The organism is Rhodococcus sp. DK176 (assembly GCF_038447315.2).
GTDB lineage: Bacteria > Actinomycetota > Actinomycetes > Mycobacteriales > Mycobacteriaceae > Rhodococcus_F > Rhodococcus_F jostii_A.
The window spans coordinates 2,575,847-2,597,420 of sequence record NZ_CP118321.2; the positions used below are offsets into that span (position 1 = coordinate 2,575,847).

Genomic DNA, 21,574 nt, shown 5'->3' on the forward strand with positions numbered 1-21,574 from the left:
CTACTCCGCCAGCTCCATCGCCACTGCCCGACTGGGTGCTCCGTCGCCGGCCGCCAGGGCGATCGGCAGGAGGCTGAGGAGCGGGTCGGGGAAGTCGATCCGGTCGAGCCGGCACAGATTCTCGCCGATCACTCCGCCGGCGTCGGCGATCAGATGGTGAACCGGGTATCCGGCGTCGGCGTGGTCCTCGTCCGGCGTCTCGTCGATGCTCGGGGCGTCCAGGCAGAACGTCCGCACTCCCCGGTCGAGCAGCAGTGTGCACGCCTCGGGGTCGAGGAACGGATGCGTGTAGTAGGCATCCGTTCCGTAGTGGCGAGACCACCCGGTATGGAACACGGCGATGTCGCCCGGCCCGACGTCGTCCGCCCGGGACATGATCAGTTCGCGGGTAATCCGCTGTCGCGCAACGAGCTCGCGCAGGTCGAACACGACGCCGCGGCCGACGAACAGGTCCGGTGCCAGCCGTTCGACGGTCGCGGCCCCCGCCTTCAGATGCGCCGGTGCGTCGACATGAGTCCCGGACTGCGAACCGATCCTGACGTCCAGCACGTTGTAGCCGTCGCGCTCGAGGGTGCAGTGCCGGATCAGCGTCGGCACCGGGTCGCCGGGATACACCTGCATGCCCGGCCCGATGGTGTGTGACAGATCCACGATTTTCCGCACGTGTGGCATCGCTCGATTGTCCGGCCTCGGGGTCACGCGTACCGCGATATGCTCGATGACGAGCGAAGAGGTGGTGGAATGACCGATTTTGACCCGCTCGCCACCCAGCGTGAGTCTGTGTCGAAAACCCTCATATCCGAGCTGTCCGCAGTCGGTCTCGAGGACGCCAGGGAGATCGGGCACGGTGGGTTCGGGGTGGTCTATCGGTGTGCGCAACCGGAACTCGATCGAACCGTGGCGGTCAAGGTCCTCACCGCGGCGCTCGACGCCGAGAACCTCGAGCGGTTCCTGCGGGAGCAGCGCGCCATGGGCCGGCTGAGCGGCCACCCGCACATCGTCAACATCATGCAGGTCGGGACGACCGACACCGGCCGTCCGTACATCGTGATGCAGTACCATCCCCACGATTCGCTGGACGCGCAGATCCGCAGGCGCGGGCCCATCCCCTGGAGCGACGCCCTGCGTGTCGGGGTGAAACTTGCCGGTGCGCTCGAAACCGCGCACCGGGTGGGCATCCTCCACCGGGACGTCAAACCTGGAAACATCCTCCTGACGGAGTACGGCGAACCGCAGCTCACCGATTTCGGGATCGCGCGGATGTCGGGGGCGTTCGAGACGACGGCGGGCACGGTCACCGGCTCCCCCGCGTTCACCGCTCCCGAGGTGCTGTCCGGGCGGACCCCGACCGCCGCCTCCGACGTGTACAGCCTCGGTGCGACCCTGTTCAGCGCGATCACCGGGCACGCCGCCTTCGAACGGCACAACGGCGAGGAGGTGATCGCGCAGTTCCTGCGCATCACCACCCAACCCGTCCCGGACCTGCGGACCGAGGGTTTCCCCGAGGACCTCAGCGCCGTGATCCAGCGGGCGATGTCCGGTAAACCGGAGGATCGCCCCGCGTCCGCCGCCGCGTTCGGGGACGAACTGCGGGAGGTCGAACGCCACCACGGATTGGCCGTGGACGAGATGGCGATGCCCGTCGACGCCGGGGTCCACCACGTCGAGGATTCCGCACACGGGGCCGTCTCGACCATCTCCGGTCCGTTCCGCACGTCCACGACGGGACGGGCGCGATACCCGTCGACGCCGCCGCCCGCGCCGGCCACCCGGTTCCGGCCGCCGGCCGCGACCCGTCAGCTCGTCGACCGGAACCGGCTGATCGATTTGCTGCGGGCCGGACGCCGGCGCCTGCTGACCGTGATCCACGGCCCCACCGGATTCGGCAAGAGCACCCTGGCCGCCCAGTGGCGGAACGTCCTCACCGACGAGGGAGTGGCCGTCGCGTGGCTCACCGTCGACAACGACGACGACAACGTGGTCTGGTTCGTCGCGCACCTCATCGAGGCGATCCGCCGCGTGCGTCCCAACCTGGCCGAGGAACTCGGCCAGGTCCTCGAGGAGCACGACGACGAGGCCGAACGCTACGTGCTCACCTCACTGGTCAACCAGATCCACGAGAGCGGCGAACGGATCGCCCTGATCATCGACGACTGGCAGCGCGTGTCCGAACCCGCGACGATCGCCGCCCTGGAGTTCCTCCTCGACAACGGGTGCCACCACCTGCAGGTCGTGGTGACGAGCCGAACCAGGGCCGGGTTGCCGATGAGCCGCATGCGCGTCAAGGACGAACTCGTCGAAATCGACTACTCGGAACTGCGTTTCGACGATTCCGAAGCCCGCTCGTTCCTCGTCGACCTCGGTGGCCTGCCCCTCGACAGCGAGGACGTCACCGAGCTCCGCGACTCCACCGACGGGTGGGTCGCGGCTCTCCAACTGGCGTCACTGTCGCTGCGCGGGCGAGCGGATCCCTCCGAGCTGATCGCCGGACTGTCCGGCCGTCACCACGCGATCGGCGAATTTCTCGCCGAGAACGTCCTCGACACCCTCGAACCCGAGATGCTCGACTTCCTGCTGGCCACCTCGATCACCGAGCGCACGTGCGGCAGCCTCGCCGGCGCCCTCGCGCACACCGCGCGTGGGCAGGCGATGCTCGAGGCCGCCGAGGACCGGGACCTGTTCCTGCGCCACATCGACGACGAGCGAACGTGGTTCCGGTACCACACCCTGTTCGCGGAGTTCCTGCGCCGCCGGCTCGAACGCGACCAACCCGACCGCGTCCGGGAACTGCACCGCATCGCGTCCCGCTGGTTCTGCGACCACAGCCTGCTCCGCGAGGCCGTCGACCACGCCATCGCCGGCGGCGAAGAGCAACGCGCCGTGGAACTCGTCGAGGCCGACGGACTGATACTGCTCGAGCAGTCCCAGGCGGCGACGTTGTCGGCGGTGGTCGACAAGCTGCCACCGGCTCTCGTCGCCGCGAGCGCCCGGCTGCAGGTCACGACGGCGTGGGCGCATGCGATGGCGAACCGGACCATGGCCGCCGAACGCGCGCTCGAGCGAGCCGAATGGGCACTCGAACACAGCGGCGCGAGCGCGAGCGACACGGCGGATCTGCGGGCGGAGGCGGGCGTCGTCCGTGCGGTGGCCGAACTGCGCAACGACCGCAGCGACCGGATCGACGCACTCGCCGCCGACTGCCTGGCGCGGCCGGAGGCCATGACCCCGTGGGTGGTGTGCGCCGCTTTCAACGTCACGACGTTCGCCGCCGTGTACCGGTTCGACTTCGCGGAGGTGCGCAGGATCCAGGAGGTGGCCCGGCCCTACTACGAGCGGAACACCGGACCGCACAACGTCGTTCACGGTCAGAGCTATCTGGGTGTCGCATCCTACGAGCAGCTCGACATCGACGACGCCGTCGACCGTTTCCGGCGGGCCCGCCGAGCCGGGCGGAAACTGGGCGGGCCGCGAGCGCCATCCGCCCGGCTCGCGGGGTCGCTGCTCGGTGAGGTGCTCTACGAACGCGGGGACGTCGAAGAAGCCGAACGACTCCTCGACGACGGTTACACCCTCGCCGTCGAGACCGGTGGGGTGGACTTCAAGGTCGCCCGCTTCGTCACCGGTGCTCACGTCAAGGCGCTGCGGGGTGACCGTGAGGAGGCGACGACACGCCTGCACGCCGGACTCGAGGTGGCCCAGACCTACTCCCTCGCCCGCCTGCGGGCCCGCATCGAGAACGAACGCCGGCGGCTCGGCATCACCCCGCATCCCTCGCTGCGGGCTCCGGACCCGCTCCGGCACGAAGACCGGCGGCGCCCGGTGTCGGGCATCGACGAGATCGTCGCGCAGGTCGAGGAGACCACCGCGATTCGGATGCTGCTCGCCACCGGGGCGCGCGAAAACATCGAGCTGGCGTGCACCTGGGCGCAGGAGTGGACCGACCGGCTGGCCGGCACCGGCCGCAACCGCGCCCACCTGCTGGCCGAGCGCCTCCGGGTGGCGTGCCTCGCCGCCGCGGGCCGCGACGACGAGGCGAAGCAGGCCCTCGCCTCCATCGCCTCCATCTGCGCGGCACGTGGACTCCACCGCGTGCTTCCCGACGGTGGACCCTTCGTCGTCGCGCTGGTCGCGGATCTGCGGGCCGATCAGCTGGCCGGAGAGTGGCGGCCGGACTGGGCGACGGTGCCCTCCGACTTTCTCGAGGAGCTACAGAACGCGACGGCTCCGTACACGATGTGACCCGCGGTCAGGCGGCGCCCATGTCTGCCGATCGCCAGTGCTCGGGGCGGAGGTAGATCGCGACCTGTTCGCCGAGTTCGGCCCGGGCGAAGTCGAGGTAGGCGTCGACCTTCTCCGGCGCGAGGTAGCGCTCGGTGATCTCCCGCAACTGGGCGTCGGTTCCCGGGACAGTGCGCGCCACGGCGCCCTCGACGGAGACGTACCGGACGGTGGGGTCGACTCGCTCGACCATCATGGTGAATCGCCCGGCCGCCTCGATGAGGCGCGCCTTCTCCGAACCGGCGCCGGTCAGTACCCACAGATCACCGCCCGCGGCGTACTGATACCAGATCGGGACCGTCAGAGGTCCGCGGCTCTCACCGGCGGAAACCGACAGCGCCGCGATGTGCGGCTCGGACAGGAACTGTTCGCGCTCGGACACAGACAATGGCATGACCCCGACGATAGGAGCCACCACCGACAGATTCCGGGGCCCCGCACCGGCGCGGCGAACCGATTGAATGGAACCTGGCGGTTCGAAACGGTTAGATGGGACGTGAGGTTCCGGACAGTGCAGCGTCGTACGTCGAGGTGAACGGAGACACAGATGCCAGGCCCAGTCGCGAGATTGGCACCACAAGCAGTCCTCACTCCGCCCAGCGCCGCCTCCCTCTTCCTGGTGCTCGTCGCCGGGGACTCCGACGACGACCGCGCGACGGTGTGCGACGTGATCTCCGGGATCGACGGACCGCTCAAGGCGGTGGGATTCCGCGAACTCGCCGGTTCCCTGTCCTGCGTGGTCGGTGTCGGTGCGCAGTTCTGGGACCGCGTGAGCGCGTCGTCGAAGCCGGCGCACCTGCATCCGTTCGTCCCGCTGTCCGGGCCGGTCCACAGCGCGCCCTCCACGCCGGGTGACCTCCTGTTCCACATCAAGGCCGCCCGCAAGGACCTGTGCTTCGAACTGGGCCGCCAGATCGTCTCCGCGCTGGGCTCCGCCGCCACCGTGGTCGACGAGGTGCACGGCTTCCGCTATTTCGACTCCCGCGACCTCCTCGGATTCGTCGACGGCACCGAGAATCCCACCGACGACGACGCCGCGGACTCCGCCCTGATCGGCGACGAGGACCCCGACTTCCGGGGCGGCAGTTACGTGATCGTGCAGAAGTACCTGCACGACATGAGCGAGTGGAACACGCTGAGCACCGAGGAACAGGAACGGGTCATCGGGCGCACCAAGCTCGAGAACGTCGAACTCGACGACGACGCCCAGCCCAGCAATTCGCACGTCACCCTCAACACCATCGTCGACGACGACGGCGTCGAACACGACATCCTCCGCGACAACATGGCATTCGGCAGCCTCGGCGAGGCGGAATACGGCACCTACTTCATCGGGTACGCCAAGGACCCCGCCGTCACCGAGCTGATGTTGCGACGCATGTTTCTCGGCGAACCGCCCGGCAACTACGACCGCGTCCTCGACTTCTCCACGGCGGCCACCGGCACATTGTTCTTCGTGCCGAGCCGGGACGTGCTCGAATCGCTCGGCGACGAGCCGGCCGACGCGGAGTCGGCACCCGAAGACCCGGTCGAGCCCGCCGCAGCCGGCCCGTACGACCTGTCCCTGAAAATCGGTGGTCTCAAAGGAGTATCGCAATGAGTGATTCGAGCAATCTGCACCGCAACCTGGCACCCGTCACCGAGGTTGCCTGGCAGCAGATCGGCGAAGAGGCCGCCCGCACGTTCAAGCGCCACGTCGCCGGTCGACGCGTCGTCGACGTCGCGGGACCGTTCGGATACTCCTACTCGGCCCACAACCTCGGCCGGGTCACCCCGATCAAGACGTCGGACAGCAGGATCCGGGCGCAGCAGCGGCAGGTGAACCCGCTCGTCGAACTCCGATTCCCGTTCACCCTCAGCCGGGCCGAGGTCGACGACGTCGCCCGGGGTTCCCTCGACTCCGACTGGCAACCCGTCAAGGACGCCGCGAAGGCCGTCGCGTTCGCGGAAGACCAGTCGATCTTCCAGGGATTCGACGAGGCGGGCATCCGCGGTCTCGGTCCGTCCAGCGACAACCCGGTTCTCAGTCTGCCGGAGGATCCGCTGCTCATCCCCGACGCTGTCGCGTCCGCGTTGTCGGCGCTGCGACTCGCCGGTGTCGAGGGACCGTATTCGGTGGTACTCGACGCCGACGCGTACACCGCGGTCAGCGAGACCCGCGACGAGGGACATCCCGTGTTCCACCACCTGCGCGACCTGGTCACCGGCGACATCATCTGGGCGCCCGCCATCAGCGGCGGATACGTGCTGTCCACTCGCGGCGGCGACAACCAGCTGACCCTCGGCACGGACCTGTCGATCGGCTACGACAGCCACACCGCCACCGACGTCACGCTCTACCTCGAAGAGACGTTCACGTTCGCCTCGCTCACCGCGGAGGCGGCGGTCGTCCTCGCACGCTGACGCACGCCGGGGTCGTCAGCCGCCGAACAGCAGGTACAGCCCACCGAAGGTGTACGTCACCATCGTGAACAGCAGTGCCAGCTGCCCGGTCAGCTGATGACCCCGGGGCAGGACCCGTACGGATTTGTCGTGTGCCGCAATCACTCCGAGGACGTGACCGGCAAGGACGCACAGCACCTTGATCGACGCCGTCGCGGCCGGATGCTCGGACAGGACGTACCAGACCTCCGCGTCGCCGAGTCCCAGTGGGTTCCATCCCCGACCCATCGGATCGGTCAGCAGGATCACCGTCGCCTGCCCCTTCTCCACCAGATACGTCAGGTAGTGGGCGAAGACGTAGCCGATGATGATCGGGATCAGCGAATGCGACAGCAGCCCCGGGAGGGCGGCGCGCTGCTCCGGCCGTAATCCACCCGCGGCCCGCGAAGCCACCCAGAACGACACCCCGACGAAGCCGACGAACACCAGCAGCCCGGCCGTGCGCGCGAGAGTCGCGCCGATCGGGGAACCGATTCCGTCCACCAGCCGCGCCCACCAGGGGAACGCCGAGAAACTGTCGAAGGCCGTGGATCCCAGCAGCGTTGCCATCAGCGCGACGGAGCCGGCACGAACGGGCATCGATCCCAGGTGGTCCAGCGGATTGCGCAGCACGATCCGGCCGTCGTGTCGATCCCGGCTCAGTGGAGACAACCGCGACGCCAGCGTGCTGTACACCTCGAACGGATCGCCCCGCTCACACCAGCGCTCACCGCAGGTGAAGGCCCCGGCCGTCGTGACCACGACGTACACCAGCAGCCAGGTACGTACGGCGGCAACGGAACCCGGGTCGCCGGAGGCGAGCTCGAGCCAGACGAAGGCGAACAGTCCCGCGACCGCGGGCCAGTACCCCCACGAGTTGCGGTACCGCGCAGTGCCTTCGGCCGGGGAGCGCCCGATCACCGCGCACACCGATCGGTGAAGCGTGCGGACCGGGGAGAACACTCGCCACACCGGTCCGAACGCCAGCGACACCGCAACCAGCCCCACCCAGAGCAGCACGTAGAACACGCCCGGCAGGGCATTCGCCGAGGACTCCGAGGGTCCGAAGAACGCCGCGAGCGCCACCCACACCGCGAACACCACACCGAACGCCGCCAGCACGTTCCGCGTGATCGGCGCGTCGGCGAACCGCGTCACCCAGCCGGGCAATCGGCGCCCGGGACTGTCCGGGTCCAGTTTCGGTGTGCGCCAGGCGAACACCAGGACCACGAAGGACACGGTGAGCGCCCAGCTCGCCCCGATCAGCGCATACGTGAACGGGATCGGAAGGTCGGTGGATCCGCCGAGGCCGTGCGCGAGAACAACGGTCATGGACGCACGAGCAGGGTGGCCACCGTCTTACCCGTGTCGTGCAATTCCACCGCCACCTGGCCCGGAACGTCCACGGAGAACTGGGTTTCCTGGGTTCCGGGGTGAATCTCGAACGAATGCTCCGGCACGGCGTGCACGTGCAGTTCGTCGTCGGCGTCGCTCTCGATCCGCACGGTGACGGTCTCCCCCACCGCGGCCTCGATGCGCTCGTTGCTCGGTGTGACCGAGCCTGCGTCGATCACGACGTCGATCACGACACCGTCGTCCGTTGCCGGCGTGTCGTTGTCGCCTCCACAGCCCGACACCAGGGCGACGACGACAGCAGGTACCACGACAACTCCGGCCAACCGCCTGATCACCTAATTCTCCTCGTCTTTCTCACTCGGGCCGTGTTTCGCGCTCTCGGCATTCTCGGCCGCTTCCGCCTTGCGGTCCCGGACCGCCAGGTAGATGACCAGGCCTGCCACCAGGAACGCAGGGACGAACGCGGGAATCGCCAGCAGCACCGAGTGATCGGCGAGGTAGACGACGTCCGGATCGGTCACCGGATTCATGTCACCGTCACGTCCTCGCGGGTGCCGGTGGCCGCCTGCCCCTGCGTGTACTTGCTGATCCGGCCCGCTCCCCAGGCCAGCGCGGTGATCAGCGCAAGAGTGCACAGGAGTACGACCAGCGACGCGGCACCGAACAACCAGGACGGGTGATCGAAGTTCCGTTCCCGCTGCAGGATGGTGATCTCCGGGACGAAGTCGCGGGTCGAGGATGCGACGGCGGGGAGTTCCTCGGCGCCGATGCCCGGATCGCTGGGCAGGTAGATCGGGACGGCCGTCATCGTGCGCCCGTCCTGCACGCGCAGCAACGTCTTCCACGTTCCGTGGACCGGCACCGGTTCGTGTGTCCGGTAGGTGCCGGGCCCGGTGCGTTCGAGTCGGTCGACCGTGAATCCGTTGCCCAGTCCGGTGCCGCCCTGCCAGGACAGAATGGACACCCAGGCGGGATTGTCACTGGCGAGATCGGGTGGGTCGATGCGCACCTCCGCGTCGACCATCCGGCCGCCGTCCGGCGCGGCCTCCGTGAGAGCGATTGTCGCCGTGGCGTTCTCCGGGACGGTCGCGACGAGCCCGTTGGCCGTGGCACCGGCGATCACCACGACCGTGGCGACGACGATGGTGCGACTGATCGCGGGACGCGGAAGTCCCTCGGATCGGAGCACCCGCCCGAGCAGGGCGCCGCAGGCCCCGGCCGCGATGCCCACGGGCACGGCCATGGCCAGCGCCTCCGGCCACATGCTGGTGGGCCAGGGGTAGATGTACACGGCGTCGATCCACAGCGACTCGAGCCACAGCCCGACCGTTGCGACGAGGAGTCCGCCGACGGCACCGAAGGCCACCCGATTCTTGATCAGCGGTGTCAGGGCGAGGAGTTCGATCAGCACCGCGGCGCCGAGGCACAGTTCGAACACGTTCGTGGGGGCGCCGAGAACCGGCCCCACCATCAGTGCCGTGATCGCACGCACGACGCCGGCCACCGCCACGGCCACGATCGCCGCGAAGGGTCCGAGAACGATGCGCGCCGCCACCAGGGTGAACGCGGCGGCGCCGGCGATCATCATCGGCTGCAGGACGAGGCGGAATTGTTCGACGCCGAAGTCGTATTCGATCTGGAAGACGGACAGGCCGATGAGCAGGCCACCGAATGTGCCGCACCGCAGGAACCAGATCAGCCTGCTGTCCTGCTTCGTGTCACCGGGGGTCGCCATCCGGCCCTCGTAGTCCAGGAGCAGGACGCCGATCAGCGACAGTCCCGCACCGCCGATCAGCATCAGGTGCGTCGGCCCCCACAGCGTGACGTCCTGACCGAAGATGCGGTGCCAGACGTCGTCGAGGGGGAACCCGATGAGGGCGTACAGCCCCGCCCCGGCCACCAGGACGCCGCCGACCGGGACGTACCAGGTGCGCGTGATCTTGATCGCCGCCGGACCGGGTTTCTCGTCGCGCGGCAGGATCATCGCCAGCATTCCGGTGATGAACAGCAGGAAGAGTCCGACGAGGATGAAGTAGTGCGCGGGGTTCGCGAGCGGCCCGTCGTCGCGGCCTCGCCCGATGTGCAGGCTGACGTCCCAGATGAAACCGAAGAACGCCGTCAGGATGGTCCCGACGAACGTCACCAGGGGCAGGGCCACCCACGGGGGCCGGTCGAGCGCGCGTGCCGCCGTGTCGGCGGCCGTCTGCAGCCACGTGATCTTGCGTGTGCGGTGCAGGTACGCGATCCACAGCAGACCCACAGTGATGATCGCCGTCGCCACCGAGATTCCGATGATCTGATCGAACGCCGCACCGCCACCCTCTCCGCCCGATTGAGCAAGAATGGGTGAACTCGGAGTAACAGTTACTTGGCTCACGTGGTGATTATGTGCGCCTCGCGCCGAAAACGCCAGACCCTCGACCCGGCACACGGCGGTTCGTAGGCAAATCTATTCAGATCTGCGATCAGACGTAGATATGGCTAGATTCCCCTATCGATGCCTCGAGCAGCGATAACTGCCACCGCCCGCACGAGCAACCGAGGTACGTGACAACTCCTGTGCTCGTCCGATGTCGAGATAATTCCTGCCAGTCGTGTTCGTGATGTTCGCTCATGCACCCAGCGTGATGTAATGGCATTGTGCATCTCAACCCTTACGGCGAGTACGCGGTCACACTCGCCGCCGACCTCACGAATCACCCGCCCGGCTCGACCGGCGAACTCGTGGATCGATGCGTCGACGCCGGCATCGTCGTCGACTTCCCCGTCACCGACGACGACCTCGCCGACGTGCTCGCGATGCTCCACCGGTGGGCGTCGATTGCGGACACCACCAGCGACGAAGCCCGCGCCGAACAGGTCAACCTCATGCTCACGAAGGCATCCGCCTACCCGCGACTGACCAACCACGCCGGCGACGGCTGGCACCTCCACTATCGCGACGACCAGCAGTCGCTGGCAGGCGTGCTCGAGGCGCTCTTCTCCGTCGGCACCGCATTGCACCTCGTGGGCCGCGGCATGCACCGGCTCGGCCGCTGCGCACTCGAGGAGTGCACCGCCATCTACGCCGACACGTCCCGCAACGGCCGTCAGCGGTACTGCTCACCGAAGTGCGCGAACCGTGACGCCGTTCGACGCCACCGGGCGCGCTGACCCGTATCGCTCAGTGCGGGAAGTCCTCTCCGGTGAACTCCCGCTTCTCCACGAGCACCAGCCAGTTGCCGGAGTTGTCCCGCATCACCGCCTCTACGCCGTAGGGGCGTTCGGCAGGCGGCTGGGTGAACTCGACGCCCTTGGCAACCAGATCCTTGTACGTCTCGTGACAGTCCGTGGTGGTCAGCCCGAATCCGCCCATCGTCCCCGCGGCCAGCGACCGACGGATCGCCTCGGCCATGTCGGCGTCGAGCGGCGGCCCGGGCTTCATGAGCGTGACCTCGAGTTCCGGGTGATCGGGGTGCAGGATCGTCACCCACCGGAACCCGTCACCCATCGTGACGTCAGTGCCCTCGGCGAAACCGAGCGTGTCGATGTAGAACTTCTTCGCATCGTCCTGGTCGGTGACCCACAGGGTGACGAGAGAAACGTTGGTGATCATGCGACCAACCTATGTCCGGCGCGACCGACCGCGCTTCTCGGAAATTGCGGCATTTCGATCGCTCAGCCCGTGCATGAACACATAGCAGCCGGGAATGCGCGGTGCCCCGTGCTCGGCGAACTTCGCCTGGTACACCGACGGTGACGTGCCGACCAGCTGACAGAACTTGGCGCTGAACGACCCGACGCTGGTGTACCCGACCAGGTGGCAGATCTCGGTGACCGTCAGGTTCGTCGCCCGCAGCAGGTCCTGGGCGCGCTCGACGCGGCGCTCCGCGAGATAGACACCCGGCGTCCTGCCGTAGACCGCCGCGAAGCACCGGAGGAAGTGGTATTTCGACACCCCTGCCGTCGCCGCGAGTTCTCCGAGGTCGAGCGTTCGGGCGTAGTCACGGTCGGCGAGGTCGCGGGCACGGCGCAGGTGCGGGAGCAGTTCCCCCGGCACTCGCGCAGTCTCTACCATGCCCCCAGTCTGGCAGTGGCTACCGACTCGAGGACAGGAACGCCGTCGACCCGGACAGGTCGCCGGGGCGGTGACTGCGCGACTGCACCAGCCCCCGGCGTTCGAGGATCGGCCGGACCCCTTCGCCGAAGTTGAAGGCCTCTTCGAGGTGCGGGTAGCCGGAGAGGACGAAGTGGTCGAGTCCGAGCGCCGCGTATTCGGCGATGCGGTCGGCGACCTCCTCGTGGGAGCCGACCAGCGCGGTGCCGGCGCCGCCGCGGACCAGCCCCACACCGGACCACAGGTTGGGGGACACCTCGAGCGCGCGCGCTCCGGCGTCCTTCGAGTAGGCGCTTCCCCCGCCGTGCAGTTCGCGCATGCGGCGCTGACCTTCGGAACCCGACCGGGCGAGGCTCTGCTGCGCCTGCTCGACCGTCGCCGGGTCGAGGGCGGAGAGGAGGCGGTCGGCCTCGGCCCACGCCTCCTCGGACGTGTCGCGGCTGATCACGTGCAGCCGGATGCCGTAATCGAGCGTGCGGCCCTGGACGTCGGCGAGGTCGCGGATCCAGGCGATCTTCCCGGCGACGGCGCTCGGCGGCTCACCCCAGGTGAGGTAGGTGTCGGCGAACTGGGACGCGACGGTGCCCGCGGCCGGCGACGACCCGCCGAAGAAGATCGGCGGCACCGGGTCGGGGATGCGCTGCAACTGGGCGTTCTCCACCCGGATGTAGTCGCCCGCGTAGTCGACCGGTCCGGTTCCCGCCCACAGCTGACGGATGACGTCGAGGAACTCGCCGCAGCGGGCGTAGCGCTGGTTCTTGTCGAGATAGTCGCCGTACGTGCGCTGCTCGTGGTCCTCACCACCGGTGACGACGTTGAGCAACAGCCGCCCCTGCGACTGCCACTGGAACGTGGCCGCCATCTGTGCGGCCAGCGTGGGGCTGAGCAGGCCCGGTCGCAGCGCGACCAGGAACTTCAACGTCTCGGTGGTCTCCAGCATCATGGCCGTGGTGAGCCAGGCGTCCTCGCACCACGCACCGGTGGGCGTCAGCACCGATTCGAAGCCGTTCGACTCCGCCGCCGCGCCGATCTGATTGAGGTACCGCAGCGTGGCGGGACGGTCTCCTGCCATGGAACTCCCGTGACCACCCGCCATCAGGTTGCGGGAATCATCGTAGGTGGGAAGGAACCAGTGGAAATGCAGAGACACGCGCGATCCTCTTGTCGACGACAGATGGGCACCACAGGACAGTTCATCAACGACGAAGCCGGGGCGCGAGGGTTTCGATCACCATGATTCGGAATCGTGCCCGACCGCAGTGGGCAGGGTTACGGTCGCCGCGCTATGACTACGCTGTCCGACGCCCCGTACACACCTTCGACCGAATCCGACCTCGAGCGGCGCAAGCGGCTCCGCACCGTCGTCGCCGCCAGCCTCCTGGGGACGACAGTCGAGTGGTACGACTTCTTCCTCTACGCGACGGCTGCCAGCCTGGTGTTCAACCAGCTGTTCTTCCCCGATCAGAGTTCGTTCGTCGGCACCATGCTGGCGTTCGCCACGTTCGCGGTCGGTTTCGTGGTCCGGCCGATCGGCGGAGTCGTCTTCGGCCACATCGGCGACCGCATCGGACGCAAGAAGACACTCGCGCTCACCATGTTCATCATGGGCATCGCCACCGCCCTGATGGGTGTGCTGCCCACGGCCGCGCAGGTCGGGATGATCGCGCCGATCCTGCTGCTCCTGCTGCGCATCCTGCAGGGGTTCGCACTGGGCGGTGAATGGGCGGGCGCCGTGCTGCTCGCCGTCGAACACAGTCCCGCGAAGAAGCGCGGCATCTTCGGCAGCATCCCCCAGATCGGCCTGGCGCTGGGCCTGGCCCTGGGCACCGGCGTCTTCGCCGCGTTGCAGGTGATCTTCGACGACGCACAATTCCTCTCCTACGGGTGGCGGATCGCCTTCCTGCTGAGCCTGATTCTCGTACTCGTCGGATTCGTGGTCCGGCTGAAGGTCGAGGAGACCCCGGCGTTCCAGGAAGTGCACGACCTCTCGAAGCGCTCCTCCGCTCCACTGAAGGACGTGTTCCGCGGCCGGGTGCGCCGGGGCACCATCCTCGGCCTGCTCTCTCGCTGGGGTGAGGGCGCCGCGTTCAACACCTGGGGCGTCTTCGCGATCACGTACGCGACCAAGAATTTGGAGTTCGCGAAGATTCCCGCCCTCCTGGTCGTCACGATCGCGGCGACGGTCATGGCCGTGCTCCTGCCGTTCTCCGGACTGCTGGTCGACCGCTACGGCGCCAAGAGGATCTACCTCATCGGCATCGGGGCCTACGGGCTCGCGGTCTTCCCCGCGTTTTCCTTGTTCGGCACGGAGAATCTCATCCTGTTCGGCGTCGCGATGGTGCTCGTGTTCGGCGTCGTCCATGCCCTCTTCTACGGAGCGCAGGGCACGCTGTACGCAAGCCTGTACCCCACCGAGATCCGCTACACCGGCCTGTCCGTCGTGTACCAGTTCTCCGGAATCTACGCGTCGGGCATCACGCCGATGATCCTCACCGCCCTGATCGCCGTCGCCAGCGGAACTCCCTGGCTGGCCTGCGGATACCTCGTCGCCACCTCGGTCGTCAGCGTCGTGGCCACAGCTCTGATCCGAAAGCAGGACCTCTACCTCTGAGGGCGCCGAACGCTCCGAACGGGCTCTGACAGCCGAGATCGATACACTGGTGTATCCGATACGCTAGTGTATCGACGGCTGCTGTCGACCCGATCGGAGGAGTGCCCATGCCGACGCCGCCGGCGCGCTCCACCGAGCCTGCCACCGACACACCCCGCCGGGTGACGAAACGGCGCGGCCAGACACGCAGGCGTCTGCTCGACGCCGCGGTCGAGGTGTTCGCCGAAAACGGCTTCGGACGGTCGACGGTCGAGCAGATCTGCGAACGCGGTGGCTACACCCGCGGCGCCTTCTACTCCAACTTCGCATCGCTGGACGAGATGTTCTTCGCCATGTGGGAAGAGCGCTCCAGCGCGATGCTCGCACAGATCCGGCTCGCCGCCGACTCGTCCAGCATCGACCTGTCCGGGCTCACGCCTGCCGAAAAGCTGCGCGCCGGCACCGAACTGGTGCTCGGAGTCGTCCCCGTCGACGACCAGTGGTACCGGATCAACGCGGAATTCACCGCCCACGCCCTGCGCAACCCGTCGCTGAAGAAGGCCCTCGCAGCACGTGAGGACACCATTCTGGCGACCATCGTGCCGATCCTCGAGAAGGCGCTGCACCGGCTCGGGCGGCGCGTCGTCGGCGATCCGCGGGTGCTCGGCCGCGCGCTCGTGGCCCTGCACGACGGCACGAGCGTCCAGTGCCTCATCGAGGACGACGACGCGTCCGCCCGGGAACTACGTCTCGAATTGTTCACCCACGTCGTGGCCGCGTACACCGAACCCGACACCACCCACACCCACACACACCGAAAAGAGGGGTCCTCGTGACCGAACAGGCTGATGTGATCGTCGTCGGCGCCGGACTGGCCGGACTCGTCGCCACCTACGAGATGGTCAAGGCGGGCCGGAAGGTCCTCGTCGTCGACCAGGAGAGTTCCGCGAATCTCGGCGGGCAGGCCTTCTGGTCGCTCGGCGGCCTGTTCCTCGTCGACAGCCCCGAACAGCGGCGCCTCGGCATCAAGGACTCGTACGAACTGGCGATCCAGGACTGGATGGGCACCGCGGCCTTCGATCGAGCCCGCGAAGACCAGTGGCCGCGGCTGTGGGCCCAGGCGTACGTCGAGTTCGCGGCAGGCGAGAAGCGGCAATACCTGCACGACCTCGGACTGCGGTTGATGCCGAACGTCGGGTGGGCCGAACGCGGACGCGGATCCGCTCTCGGACAGGGCAATTCCGTTCCGCGCTTCCACATCACCTGGGGCACCGGACCGGGGGTCGTCGAAGTCTTCCTCACCCGCGTGATGGCCGCGTCGAAGCGGGGCCTCGTCACGTTCAAGCATCGTCACCAGGTCGACGAGATCGTCGTCACCGACGGCGCCGCCACCGGCGTGCGCGGCACCGTCCTCGAACCGTCCACCGAAGCACGCGGTGTGAAGAGTTCGCGGACCCCGGTCGGGGAATTCGAAATCGCCGCGCAGGCCGTGGTCGTCACGTCCGGCGGCATCGGCGGCAATCCCGAACTGGTCAAGAAGAATTGGCCCGCGCGCCTCGGCAAGGCTCCCGAGAACATGCTCGCCGGCGTCCCCGCGCACGTCGACGGCCGCATGCTCGAGATCACCGAGAACGCCGGCGGCAACATCGTGAACCGCGACCGGATGTGGCACTACACCGAGGGGATCCAGAACTGGGACCCGATCTGGCCGAACCACGGCATCCGCATCATCCCCGGACCGTCGTCGATGTGGTTCGACGGCAACGGCAAACGCCTGCCCAGCCCCAACTTCCCCGGTTTCGACACCATGGGAACCCTCGACCACATCATGAACAGCGGCCACCACCACACGTGGTTCGTCCTCGACCAGAAGATCATCGAGAAGGAGTTCGCGCTGTCGGGCTCCGAGCAGAACCCCGACATCACCGGGCGCGATTTCAAACTGCTCGCCGAACGCCTGAAGAAGGGCGCGCCCGGTCCCGTCGAGGCGTTCAAACAGCACGGTGCGGACTTCGTCGTCCGCGACAATCTCCGTGACCTCGTCGACGGCATGAATGCCCTCACCCCCGAGGCGCCGCTGAAGTACGAGGACCTCGAACGTGAAATCGTGGCCCGCGACCGGGAGGTGAAGAACAGCTACACCAAGGATTTCCAGATCATGGCGATCCGCAATGCACGGAACCTGCTGGCCGACAAGATCACCCGCGTCGTGAGCCCCCACGAACTGCTCGACCCCAAGAACGGCCCCCTGATCGCGGTCCGGCTGCACCTGCTGACCCGCAAGACCCTCGGCGGCCTCGAGACCAACCTGGACTCGCAGGTGATCAGGCCCGACGGCACACCGTTCGAGGGTCTCTACGCCGCCGGTGAGGTCGCCGGATTCGGCGGCGGCGGCGTCCACGGTTACAGCGCACTCGAGGGCACTTTCCTCGGCGGCTGCATCTTCTCGGGCCGGGCCGCGGGTCGCGCGCTGGCCCGGCACCTGTAGGCGGCTCCGCCGCCCGTACGCGGTTGACGAGTCCCTGGGCTCGTTAACCACTCACGGGCGCGAGCCTCTCGGAAGCCTCGAGTTCACGGACCAGCGGCAGGACGTTGGCGCCGAAGTATTCGATCTCCTCCTGGAAGTGCAGGAATCCGCCCAGGATGAGGTCGACTCCGCGGCGGCGGTATTCGACGATGCGCTCGGCGATCTGCTCCGGCGTCCCGATCAGCTGGGAGCGGAATCCGTCGTTGTACTGGACGAGATCCTCGAACGTGGAATCGGCCCACATTCCCGACTTGTCGGCGGTGGACGCGCCGGCCTGCTGAACGGCGGACCTGAATCCCTCGACCGCGGGTTTGTTCGCCTTCTCGATGATTTCGCGGAGGGTGTCGCGCGCTTCCTTTTCGGTGTCGCGGGCGATGATGAATCCGTTGAGCCCGAACTTCACTTCCCGGTTGTGCTCGCGCGCCACCTTCCGCACGTCGACGAGCTGTTCGGTGACGCCGTCGTAGTCCTTGCCGTTGCTGAAGTACCAGTCGGAGTACCGGCCCGCGTTCCGCCGTGCGGCGGCCGAGTTGCCGCCCTGGAACAGTTCGGGGTTCGGACGGTCGGGCGTGTTCAGCGGCTTCGGCTTGAGGGTGAAGTCGTGGATGCGGTAGAAGTCGCCGCGGAAGTCGACGTCGTCCTCGGTCCAGATCTTTCGGAGCACCTGCAGGAACTCGGCGCTGCGCCGGTACCGCTCGTCGTGCTCGAGCCACGGCTCCCCGAGGTGGGTGAATTCGTCCTTGAACCAGCCGCTCACGACGTTGACGGCGAACCGGCCGTTCGACAGATGGTCGGCCGTGGCACCCAGCTTCGCCAGCACGGCGGGCTGCCACAGACCCGGGTGGACGGCAGCGATCACCTTCAACCGTTCGGTGGCCAGCAGCAGTGCGAGGCTGAAGCTGGTCGACTCGTGCTGGTACTCGGCCCCGTAGCTGGCCTCGTACCGGACCTGGCTGAGCGCGTACTCGAAACCGTTGTTCTCGGCGGTCTGGGCGAGCTTCTTGTTGTACTCGTAATCCCAGCTGGTCCGCTGTTCGATGTCGGACGTGACGAGCCCGCCACTGACGTTGGGCACCCAGTAGGCGAACTTGATCTGCTCAGCGATGTGTTCGGTTGACATACCCAGCATGCAACCCGCCCATACAGCGCACGCCCACCCTTCCAATCAGTGCGCGTACAACCCTTCACCCGGCTCGCGGGTCCGTGTGAGGTTCGACGGCATGACAGCAGTACAGGGAGGTCAGGCATGACCGCCGTCCAGAGCGCCCACCGCATCAGTGACGAGGCCGAAGCGCTCGCCGTTGCTGCCGATCTCGCCGCACAGTTCGCCGAGGAGGCGGCAGGCCGTGATGCCGGGAGGCAACTCCCCTACGAACAGGTAGGCGCTCTCGCCGCGTCGGGACTGCTCGCGCTCGGTGTTCCCCGCGAGCACGGCGGCATCGACGCGCGGACCGAAACCCTCGCCGAAGTCTTCCGCCTTCTCGCCGAGGGCGATCCGAGCATCGCGCAGATCCCGCACAGCCACTACACGTTCCTCGAGGTGCTCCGTCACCAGGGCACGCCCGCGCAGCAGGAATTCTTCTACCCCGAGGTGCTCGCGGGGCGCCGGTTCGCCAACGCCCAGAGCGAGCGCGGAACCAAGACGATCGATATCGACGCCACGACGCTCACCGAGCAGGGCGGCGACTTCGTCGTCGACGGTCGCAAGTTCTACAGCACGGGCGCACTGTTCGCCGACTGGATCGCGGTACGGGCCACCATTCCGGGGACGACGACGCCGACCGGGAAACCCGCCAAGGCCGTCGCCTACCTGCCGAGCACCGCCGCCGGGCTGTCGATCGTCGACGACTGGGACGGCATGGGGCAGAGGACCACGGCGAGCGGAACCGTCACTCTGGACGCCGTCCGGGTGCCCGCATTCCACGTCGTGCCGTTCTCCCCCATCTTCGACGCACCCACCACGTACGGGTCGCAGGCCCAGATCCTGCACGCCGCCATCGACGCCGGGATCGCCGCAGCGGCCCTGAACGAGGGCGTGCGCTCCGCGCGTCAGGCACGGCCCTTTTTCGAGGCGGGCGTCACCGACGCCGTCGACGATCCCCTGCTGATCCAGTTGGCCGGTGAGGCGGCGGTCACCGTCCGGTCCGCGACGGCACTCCTCCGGGAGGGTGCGCGCAGCATCGACGCAGCGCGGCGCGACCTCACCGCGCAGAGTGCCGCGGTCGCCTCGATCGACGCCGCCGCAGCCAAGGTCGCTGCCGCCCGCGCGTCACTCGAGGCGTCGAGCGTGCTGTTCGAACTGGGCGGCACCCGCAGTGCGTCGGAAACGTCCAACCTGTCGCGGTACTGGCGCGACGCCCGCACCCACACCCTGCACGACCCCACGCGGTGGAAGATCCAGCACATCGGCCGGTGGACACTGTCGGGCACCGTCCCACCCCGTCACGGCCTGCTGTAGGCGGCTCCGCCGCCCGTGAGCGGTTAGCGAGTCCCTGGACTCGTCAACCGCGCACGGGCGCTACGCGCCTATGTCCGCCTTCATGAGGAAGACGTTGTAGTCGGACCACGTCGACATGGTGAAGTACAGATCGTCGCCGCTCGACCACGGGTGGATGAACCCGCCGTACAGTTCCGGGTACTCGACGGCGCTGACCATCGGTGCCCCGTCGGACCAGGCTCCCTGCGGCGAGTCGGACTCACGGAGAACGATGGCCGCCTTGGACGTGTCGAGGTACGCCATCTGCCATTTGCCGGTGGCCTCCTCGTAGCGCACGGACAATTCGGCGGCGGGGGCGTCCACGATCGGCGTCGCCTCCGTGTAACCACCGACGGGCGTCCAGTTGCCGTTCTGCCAGTACTGGTACGCGGATGTGTTCAGCACATCGGCGGCCGGGACGCGGGCCAGACCGATGGCACCGAGCCTCGTGTTGGGGGTGCCGAACATGTACACGTAGTCGCCGGCCGGGACCATCGACGCGACCTGGAACTTGGTGACCCCGAAGATGTTGTCCCACTTCGCGTACGGGTCCTTGGTCCACGTCGATCCGCCGTCGTCCGAGTAGGCGATGCCGCCGTAGTTCGTCCACCACGTGGCGGGGATGCTGTTCCAGGTGCGGATCGACATGTAGCTCATGTACTGCCGGTTCCCGACGGCGAAACCCGAGGTCGGGATGGTGGTGATCTCGATGTTGTCGAGCTTGCGGCTGTCGAGCAGTTCCGCCGCGTGGCACCGGCTGTCCTGGACCATGCTGTCGAGGCTCAGGCCGTCGGACAGGTTGCGGTCGGAGCTGAAACCGAGGACGTTGCTGCGCCAGTCGTCGCCCTGGCCACCGGGTGGCTGGAATCCCTTGCCGACCGTGTCGCCGAACGCGACGGCGATCTGGTCGGGGGCGCTCTCCCACATGATGCCGAGGTCGGTGCCGTTGACCTGGTAACGCTTGTCGGTGCGGCTGACGGAGCCGGATCCGGTCACCTTGGCCACGCGGGTCACGTCGCCGATCTTCGGGGTGGCCGGGGCCGCGCTGCGCGGCGCCTCCTCGGTCGCGGGGTGCACGAGAGGCGGCGGTGGGGGCAACTGGATGTCGGCGCCCGGGACGGGAATGCCGAAGTGGAAGGGTGTGAATTTCACGCTGACGTCCGGGATGTTCAGCACGCTCGACAGGTTTCCCGGGGCCTGGTCGGTCTCGTCGGTGAGGTCGGGGCACGGATCGGTGCACGTGTCGGCGGGCAACGCCTGCGACACGCGGACAGGCTCGGTGACGGGGGCGGGGTACGGCACCGTCGTGATTTTCGGGTACGGGATCGGAATCTCGAGCTTTTCCGGTATCAGCGAATGGGTTTCGTTCGACACTTCGCTCGCGCAGGGACCGCTGCCGGGTAGGCCGTTGGACACCGGCTCTGGTTCCGCGACAGCAGCGTTCTGGTTCGAGTAGGCGATCATGCCCGAGCCGATCGCCACTGCCGCGACCGACGCGACCCACCTCTTCGACATCCCCGACCCCTCCGTCAACTCCGGCCACTCCCGGCGAGGGGAACATAGCATCGCCCTTCTACGCTCGCCGGTTACCACACGCCATACCTGGCGGTAACATTTCCGACTCGATCCGGACCGGGGCTGTGACTCCTGCCACGCGACAGTGGAAGTTACTCGTACGCCGAGTCACCGATACCGCAGGCCAACGACTTTCGACCGGTGTGTTCGCGTACCGAACACCGTCAAGGGATCGGTGAACACCCGATTGCATCTGTTGACGCTCCGGGATCGCCCGGTATTCACTGATCGTGCGCATCCACCGGATTCCCGGCC

At 67.7% G+C, this 21,574-nt stretch carries 19 protein-coding genes; 8 read left to right on the top strand and 11 right to left on the bottom strand.

Annotated features, from left to right (window positions below; genetic code table 11):
* Positions 1–672 carry a cyclase family protein gene (locus PSR88_RS12140; protein WP_029539209.1) on the bottom strand — a complete coding sequence of 224 codons (672 nt, stop codon included), beginning with the start codon at positions 670–672 and terminating at the stop codon, positions 1–3.
* Between the two features lie 69 nt (positions 673–741).
* Between PSR88_RS12140 and PSR88_RS12145 the strand changes: the two genes are divergently transcribed.
* Positions 742–4,239, top strand: coding sequence for a serine/threonine-protein kinase (locus tag PSR88_RS12145; RefSeq protein WP_016882611.1), 3,498 nt, complete (start codon positions 742–744; stop codon positions 4,237–4,239).
* Positions 4,240–4,246: 7 nt separating this feature from the next.
* Here PSR88_RS12145 and PSR88_RS12150 read toward each other — a convergent pair whose 3' ends face one another.
* Positions 4,247–4,672 (bottom strand): pyridoxamine 5'-phosphate oxidase family protein, encoded by a 426-nt coding sequence (locus tag PSR88_RS12150; RefSeq protein WP_011595143.1) that lies wholly within the window; start codon positions 4,670–4,672, stop codon positions 4,247–4,249.
* Positions 4,673–4,825: 153 nt separating this feature from the next.
* Here PSR88_RS12150 and PSR88_RS12155 point away from each other — a divergent pair, with 153 nt between their 5' ends.
* Together PSR88_RS12155 and PSR88_RS12160 are read left to right on the top strand one after the other, a co-directional pair.
* Complete coding sequence (locus tag PSR88_RS12155; protein ID WP_342338165.1) at positions 4,826–5,878, top strand: Dyp-type peroxidase; 1,053 nt, start codon at positions 4,826–4,828, stop codon at positions 5,876–5,878.
* Positions 5,875–6,681, top strand: a complete 807-nt coding sequence (locus PSR88_RS12160) for a family 1 encapsulin nanocompartment shell protein (protein WP_007297722.1) — start codon at positions 5,875–5,877, stop codon at positions 6,679–6,681. The genes PSR88_RS12155 and PSR88_RS12160 overlap by 4 nt, the downstream gene beginning before the upstream one ends.
* Before the next feature lie 15 nt (positions 6,682–6,696).
* On the opposite strand, the gene PSR88_RS12165 is transcribed toward PSR88_RS12160, so the two are convergent.
* Genes PSR88_RS12165 through PSR88_RS12180 form a run of 4 tightly spaced genes read right to left on the bottom strand, consistent with a single transcriptional unit; the run spans position 6,697 to position 10,432 of the window.
* Positions 6,697–8,031 (bottom strand): hypothetical protein, encoded by a 1,335-nt coding sequence (locus tag PSR88_RS12165; RefSeq protein WP_016882609.1) that lies wholly within the window; start codon positions 8,029–8,031, stop codon positions 6,697–6,699.
* Complete coding sequence (locus tag PSR88_RS12170) at positions 8,028–8,390, bottom strand: hypothetical protein (RefSeq protein WP_011595147.1); 363 nt, start codon at positions 8,388–8,390, stop codon at positions 8,028–8,030. Before PSR88_RS12170 ends, PSR88_RS12165 begins: the two co-directional genes overlap by 4 nt.
* Positions 8,391–8,585 (bottom strand): hypothetical protein, encoded by a 195-nt coding sequence (locus tag PSR88_RS12175; RefSeq protein WP_009475094.1) that lies wholly within the window; start codon positions 8,583–8,585, stop codon positions 8,391–8,393. It abuts the gene before it with no gap.
* Positions 8,582–10,432: a hypothetical protein gene (locus tag PSR88_RS12180; RefSeq protein WP_029539202.1), complete on the bottom strand. Its 1,851-nt coding sequence runs from the start codon at positions 10,430–10,432 to the stop codon at positions 8,582–8,584. Before PSR88_RS12180 ends, PSR88_RS12175 begins: the two co-directional genes overlap by 4 nt.
* Positions 10,433–10,695: 263 nt before the next feature.
* Between PSR88_RS12180 and PSR88_RS12185 the strand changes: the two genes are divergently transcribed.
* A complete protein-coding gene (locus PSR88_RS12185) occupies positions 10,696–11,208 on the top strand; it encodes a CGNR zinc finger domain-containing protein (protein ID WP_009475097.1) in 513 nt (170 codons plus the stop codon).
* A 10-nt stretch (positions 11,209–11,218) separates the two neighbouring features.
* Here the strand turns inward: PSR88_RS12185 and PSR88_RS12190 are convergent, their stop codons facing one another.
* The 3 genes from PSR88_RS12190 to PSR88_RS12200 are packed head-to-tail and all read right to left on the bottom strand — an operon-like array spanning position 11,219 to position 13,301.
* Positions 11,219–11,650: a VOC family protein gene (locus tag PSR88_RS12190; RefSeq protein ID WP_011595150.1), complete on the bottom strand. Its 432-nt coding sequence runs from the start codon at positions 11,648–11,650 to the stop codon at positions 11,219–11,221.
* 9 nt (positions 11,651–11,659) lie between these two features.
* Positions 11,660–12,112, bottom strand: coding sequence for a helix-turn-helix transcriptional regulator (locus PSR88_RS12195; RefSeq protein ID WP_016882607.1), 453 nt, complete (start codon positions 12,110–12,112; stop codon positions 11,660–11,662).
* A gap of 19 nt (positions 12,113–12,131) precedes the next feature.
* Positions 12,132–13,301 (bottom strand): LLM class flavin-dependent oxidoreductase, encoded by a 1,170-nt coding sequence (locus tag PSR88_RS12200; RefSeq protein ID WP_016882606.1) that lies wholly within the window; start codon positions 13,299–13,301, stop codon positions 12,132–12,134.
* A 135-nt stretch (positions 13,302–13,436) separates the two neighbouring features.
* On the opposite strand from PSR88_RS12200, the gene PSR88_RS12205 reads away from it, so the two are divergent.
* From PSR88_RS12205 to PSR88_RS12215, 3 genes are all read left to right on the top strand, one after another.
* Entirely contained in the window at positions 13,437–14,762 is a 1,326-nt protein-coding gene (locus PSR88_RS12205; RefSeq protein ID WP_016882605.1) for an MFS transporter, read from the top strand.
* A 107-nt stretch (positions 14,763–14,869) separates the two neighbouring features.
* Entirely contained in the window at positions 14,870–15,577 is a 708-nt protein-coding gene (locus PSR88_RS12210; RefSeq protein ID WP_016882604.1) for a TetR/AcrR family transcriptional regulator, read from the top strand.
* Entirely contained in the window at positions 15,574–17,229 is a 1,656-nt protein-coding gene (locus tag PSR88_RS12215) for an FAD-binding dehydrogenase (RefSeq protein ID WP_016882603.1), read from the top strand. The genes PSR88_RS12210 and PSR88_RS12215 overlap by 4 nt, the downstream gene beginning before the upstream one ends.
* A 43-nt stretch (positions 17,230–17,272) precedes the next feature.
* On the opposite strand, the gene sfnG is transcribed toward PSR88_RS12215, so the two are convergent.
* Positions 17,273–18,388: a dimethylsulfone monooxygenase SfnG gene (gene sfnG, locus PSR88_RS12220; RefSeq protein WP_011595156.1), complete on the bottom strand. Its 1,116-nt coding sequence runs from the start codon at positions 18,386–18,388 to the stop codon at positions 17,273–17,275.
* Between the two features lie 126 nt (positions 18,389–18,514).
* On the opposite strand from sfnG, the gene PSR88_RS12225 reads away from it, so the two are divergent.
* Positions 18,515–19,726 carry an SfnB family sulfur acquisition oxidoreductase gene (locus tag PSR88_RS12225; RefSeq protein ID WP_016882602.1) on the top strand — a complete coding sequence of 404 codons (1,212 nt, stop codon included), beginning with the start codon at positions 18,515–18,517 and terminating at the stop codon, positions 19,724–19,726.
* Between the two features lie 60 nt (positions 19,727–19,786).
* Here PSR88_RS12225 and PSR88_RS12230 read toward each other — a convergent pair whose 3' ends face one another.
* On the bottom strand, positions 19,787–21,259 hold the full coding sequence (locus PSR88_RS12230; protein ID WP_016882601.1) for a DUF4185 domain-containing protein: 1,473 nt from the start codon (positions 21,257–21,259) through the stop codon (positions 19,787–19,789).
* Positions 21,260–21,574: the final 315 nt, after the last annotated feature.

Excerpts from the sequence above, each read along its gene's own strand:
- PSR88_RS12140 (WP_029539209.1), bottom strand. The coding sequence starts at position 672 with ATGCCACACGTGCGGAAAATCGTGGATCTGTCACACACCATCGGGCCG.
- PSR88_RS12145 (WP_016882611.1), top strand. The coding sequence starts at position 742 with ATGACCGATTTTGACCCGCTCGCCACCCAGCGTGAGTCTGTGTCGAAA.
- PSR88_RS12150 (WP_011595143.1), bottom strand. The coding sequence starts at position 4,672 with ATGCCATTGTCTGTGTCCGAGCGCGAACAGTTCCTGTCCGAGCCGCAC.
- PSR88_RS12155 (WP_342338165.1), top strand. The coding sequence starts at position 4,826 with ATGCCAGGCCCAGTCGCGAGATTGGCACCACAAGCAGTCCTCACTCCG.
- PSR88_RS12160 (WP_007297722.1), top strand. The coding sequence starts at position 5,875 with ATGAGTGATTCGAGCAATCTGCACCGCAACCTGGCACCCGTCACCGAG.
- PSR88_RS12165 (WP_016882609.1), bottom strand. The coding sequence starts at position 8,031 with ATGACCGTTGTTCTCGCGCACGGCCTCGGCGGATCCACCGACCTTCCG.
- PSR88_RS12175 (WP_009475094.1), bottom strand. The coding sequence starts at position 8,585 with ATGAATCCGGTGACCGATCCGGACGTCGTCTACCTCGCCGATCACTCG.
- PSR88_RS12190 (WP_011595150.1), bottom strand. The coding sequence starts at position 11,650 with ATGATCACCAACGTTTCTCTCGTCACCCTGTGGGTCACCGACCAGGAC.
- PSR88_RS12195 (WP_016882607.1), bottom strand. The coding sequence starts at position 12,112 with ATGGTAGAGACTGCGCGAGTGCCGGGGGAACTGCTCCCGCACCTGCGC.
- PSR88_RS12205 (WP_016882605.1), top strand. The coding sequence starts at position 13,437 with ATGACTACGCTGTCCGACGCCCCGTACACACCTTCGACCGAATCCGAC.
- PSR88_RS12210 (WP_016882604.1), top strand. The coding sequence starts at position 14,870 with ATGCCGACGCCGCCGGCGCGCTCCACCGAGCCTGCCACCGACACACCC.
- sfnG (WP_011595156.1), bottom strand. The coding sequence starts at position 18,388 with ATGTCAACCGAACACATCGCTGAGCAGATCAAGTTCGCCTACTGGGTG.
- PSR88_RS12225 (WP_016882602.1), top strand. The coding sequence starts at position 18,515 with ATGACCGCCGTCCAGAGCGCCCACCGCATCAGTGACGAGGCCGAAGCG.
- PSR88_RS12230 (WP_016882601.1), bottom strand. The coding sequence starts at position 21,259 with ATGTCGAAGAGGTGGGTCGCGTCGGTCGCGGCAGTGGCGATCGGCTCG.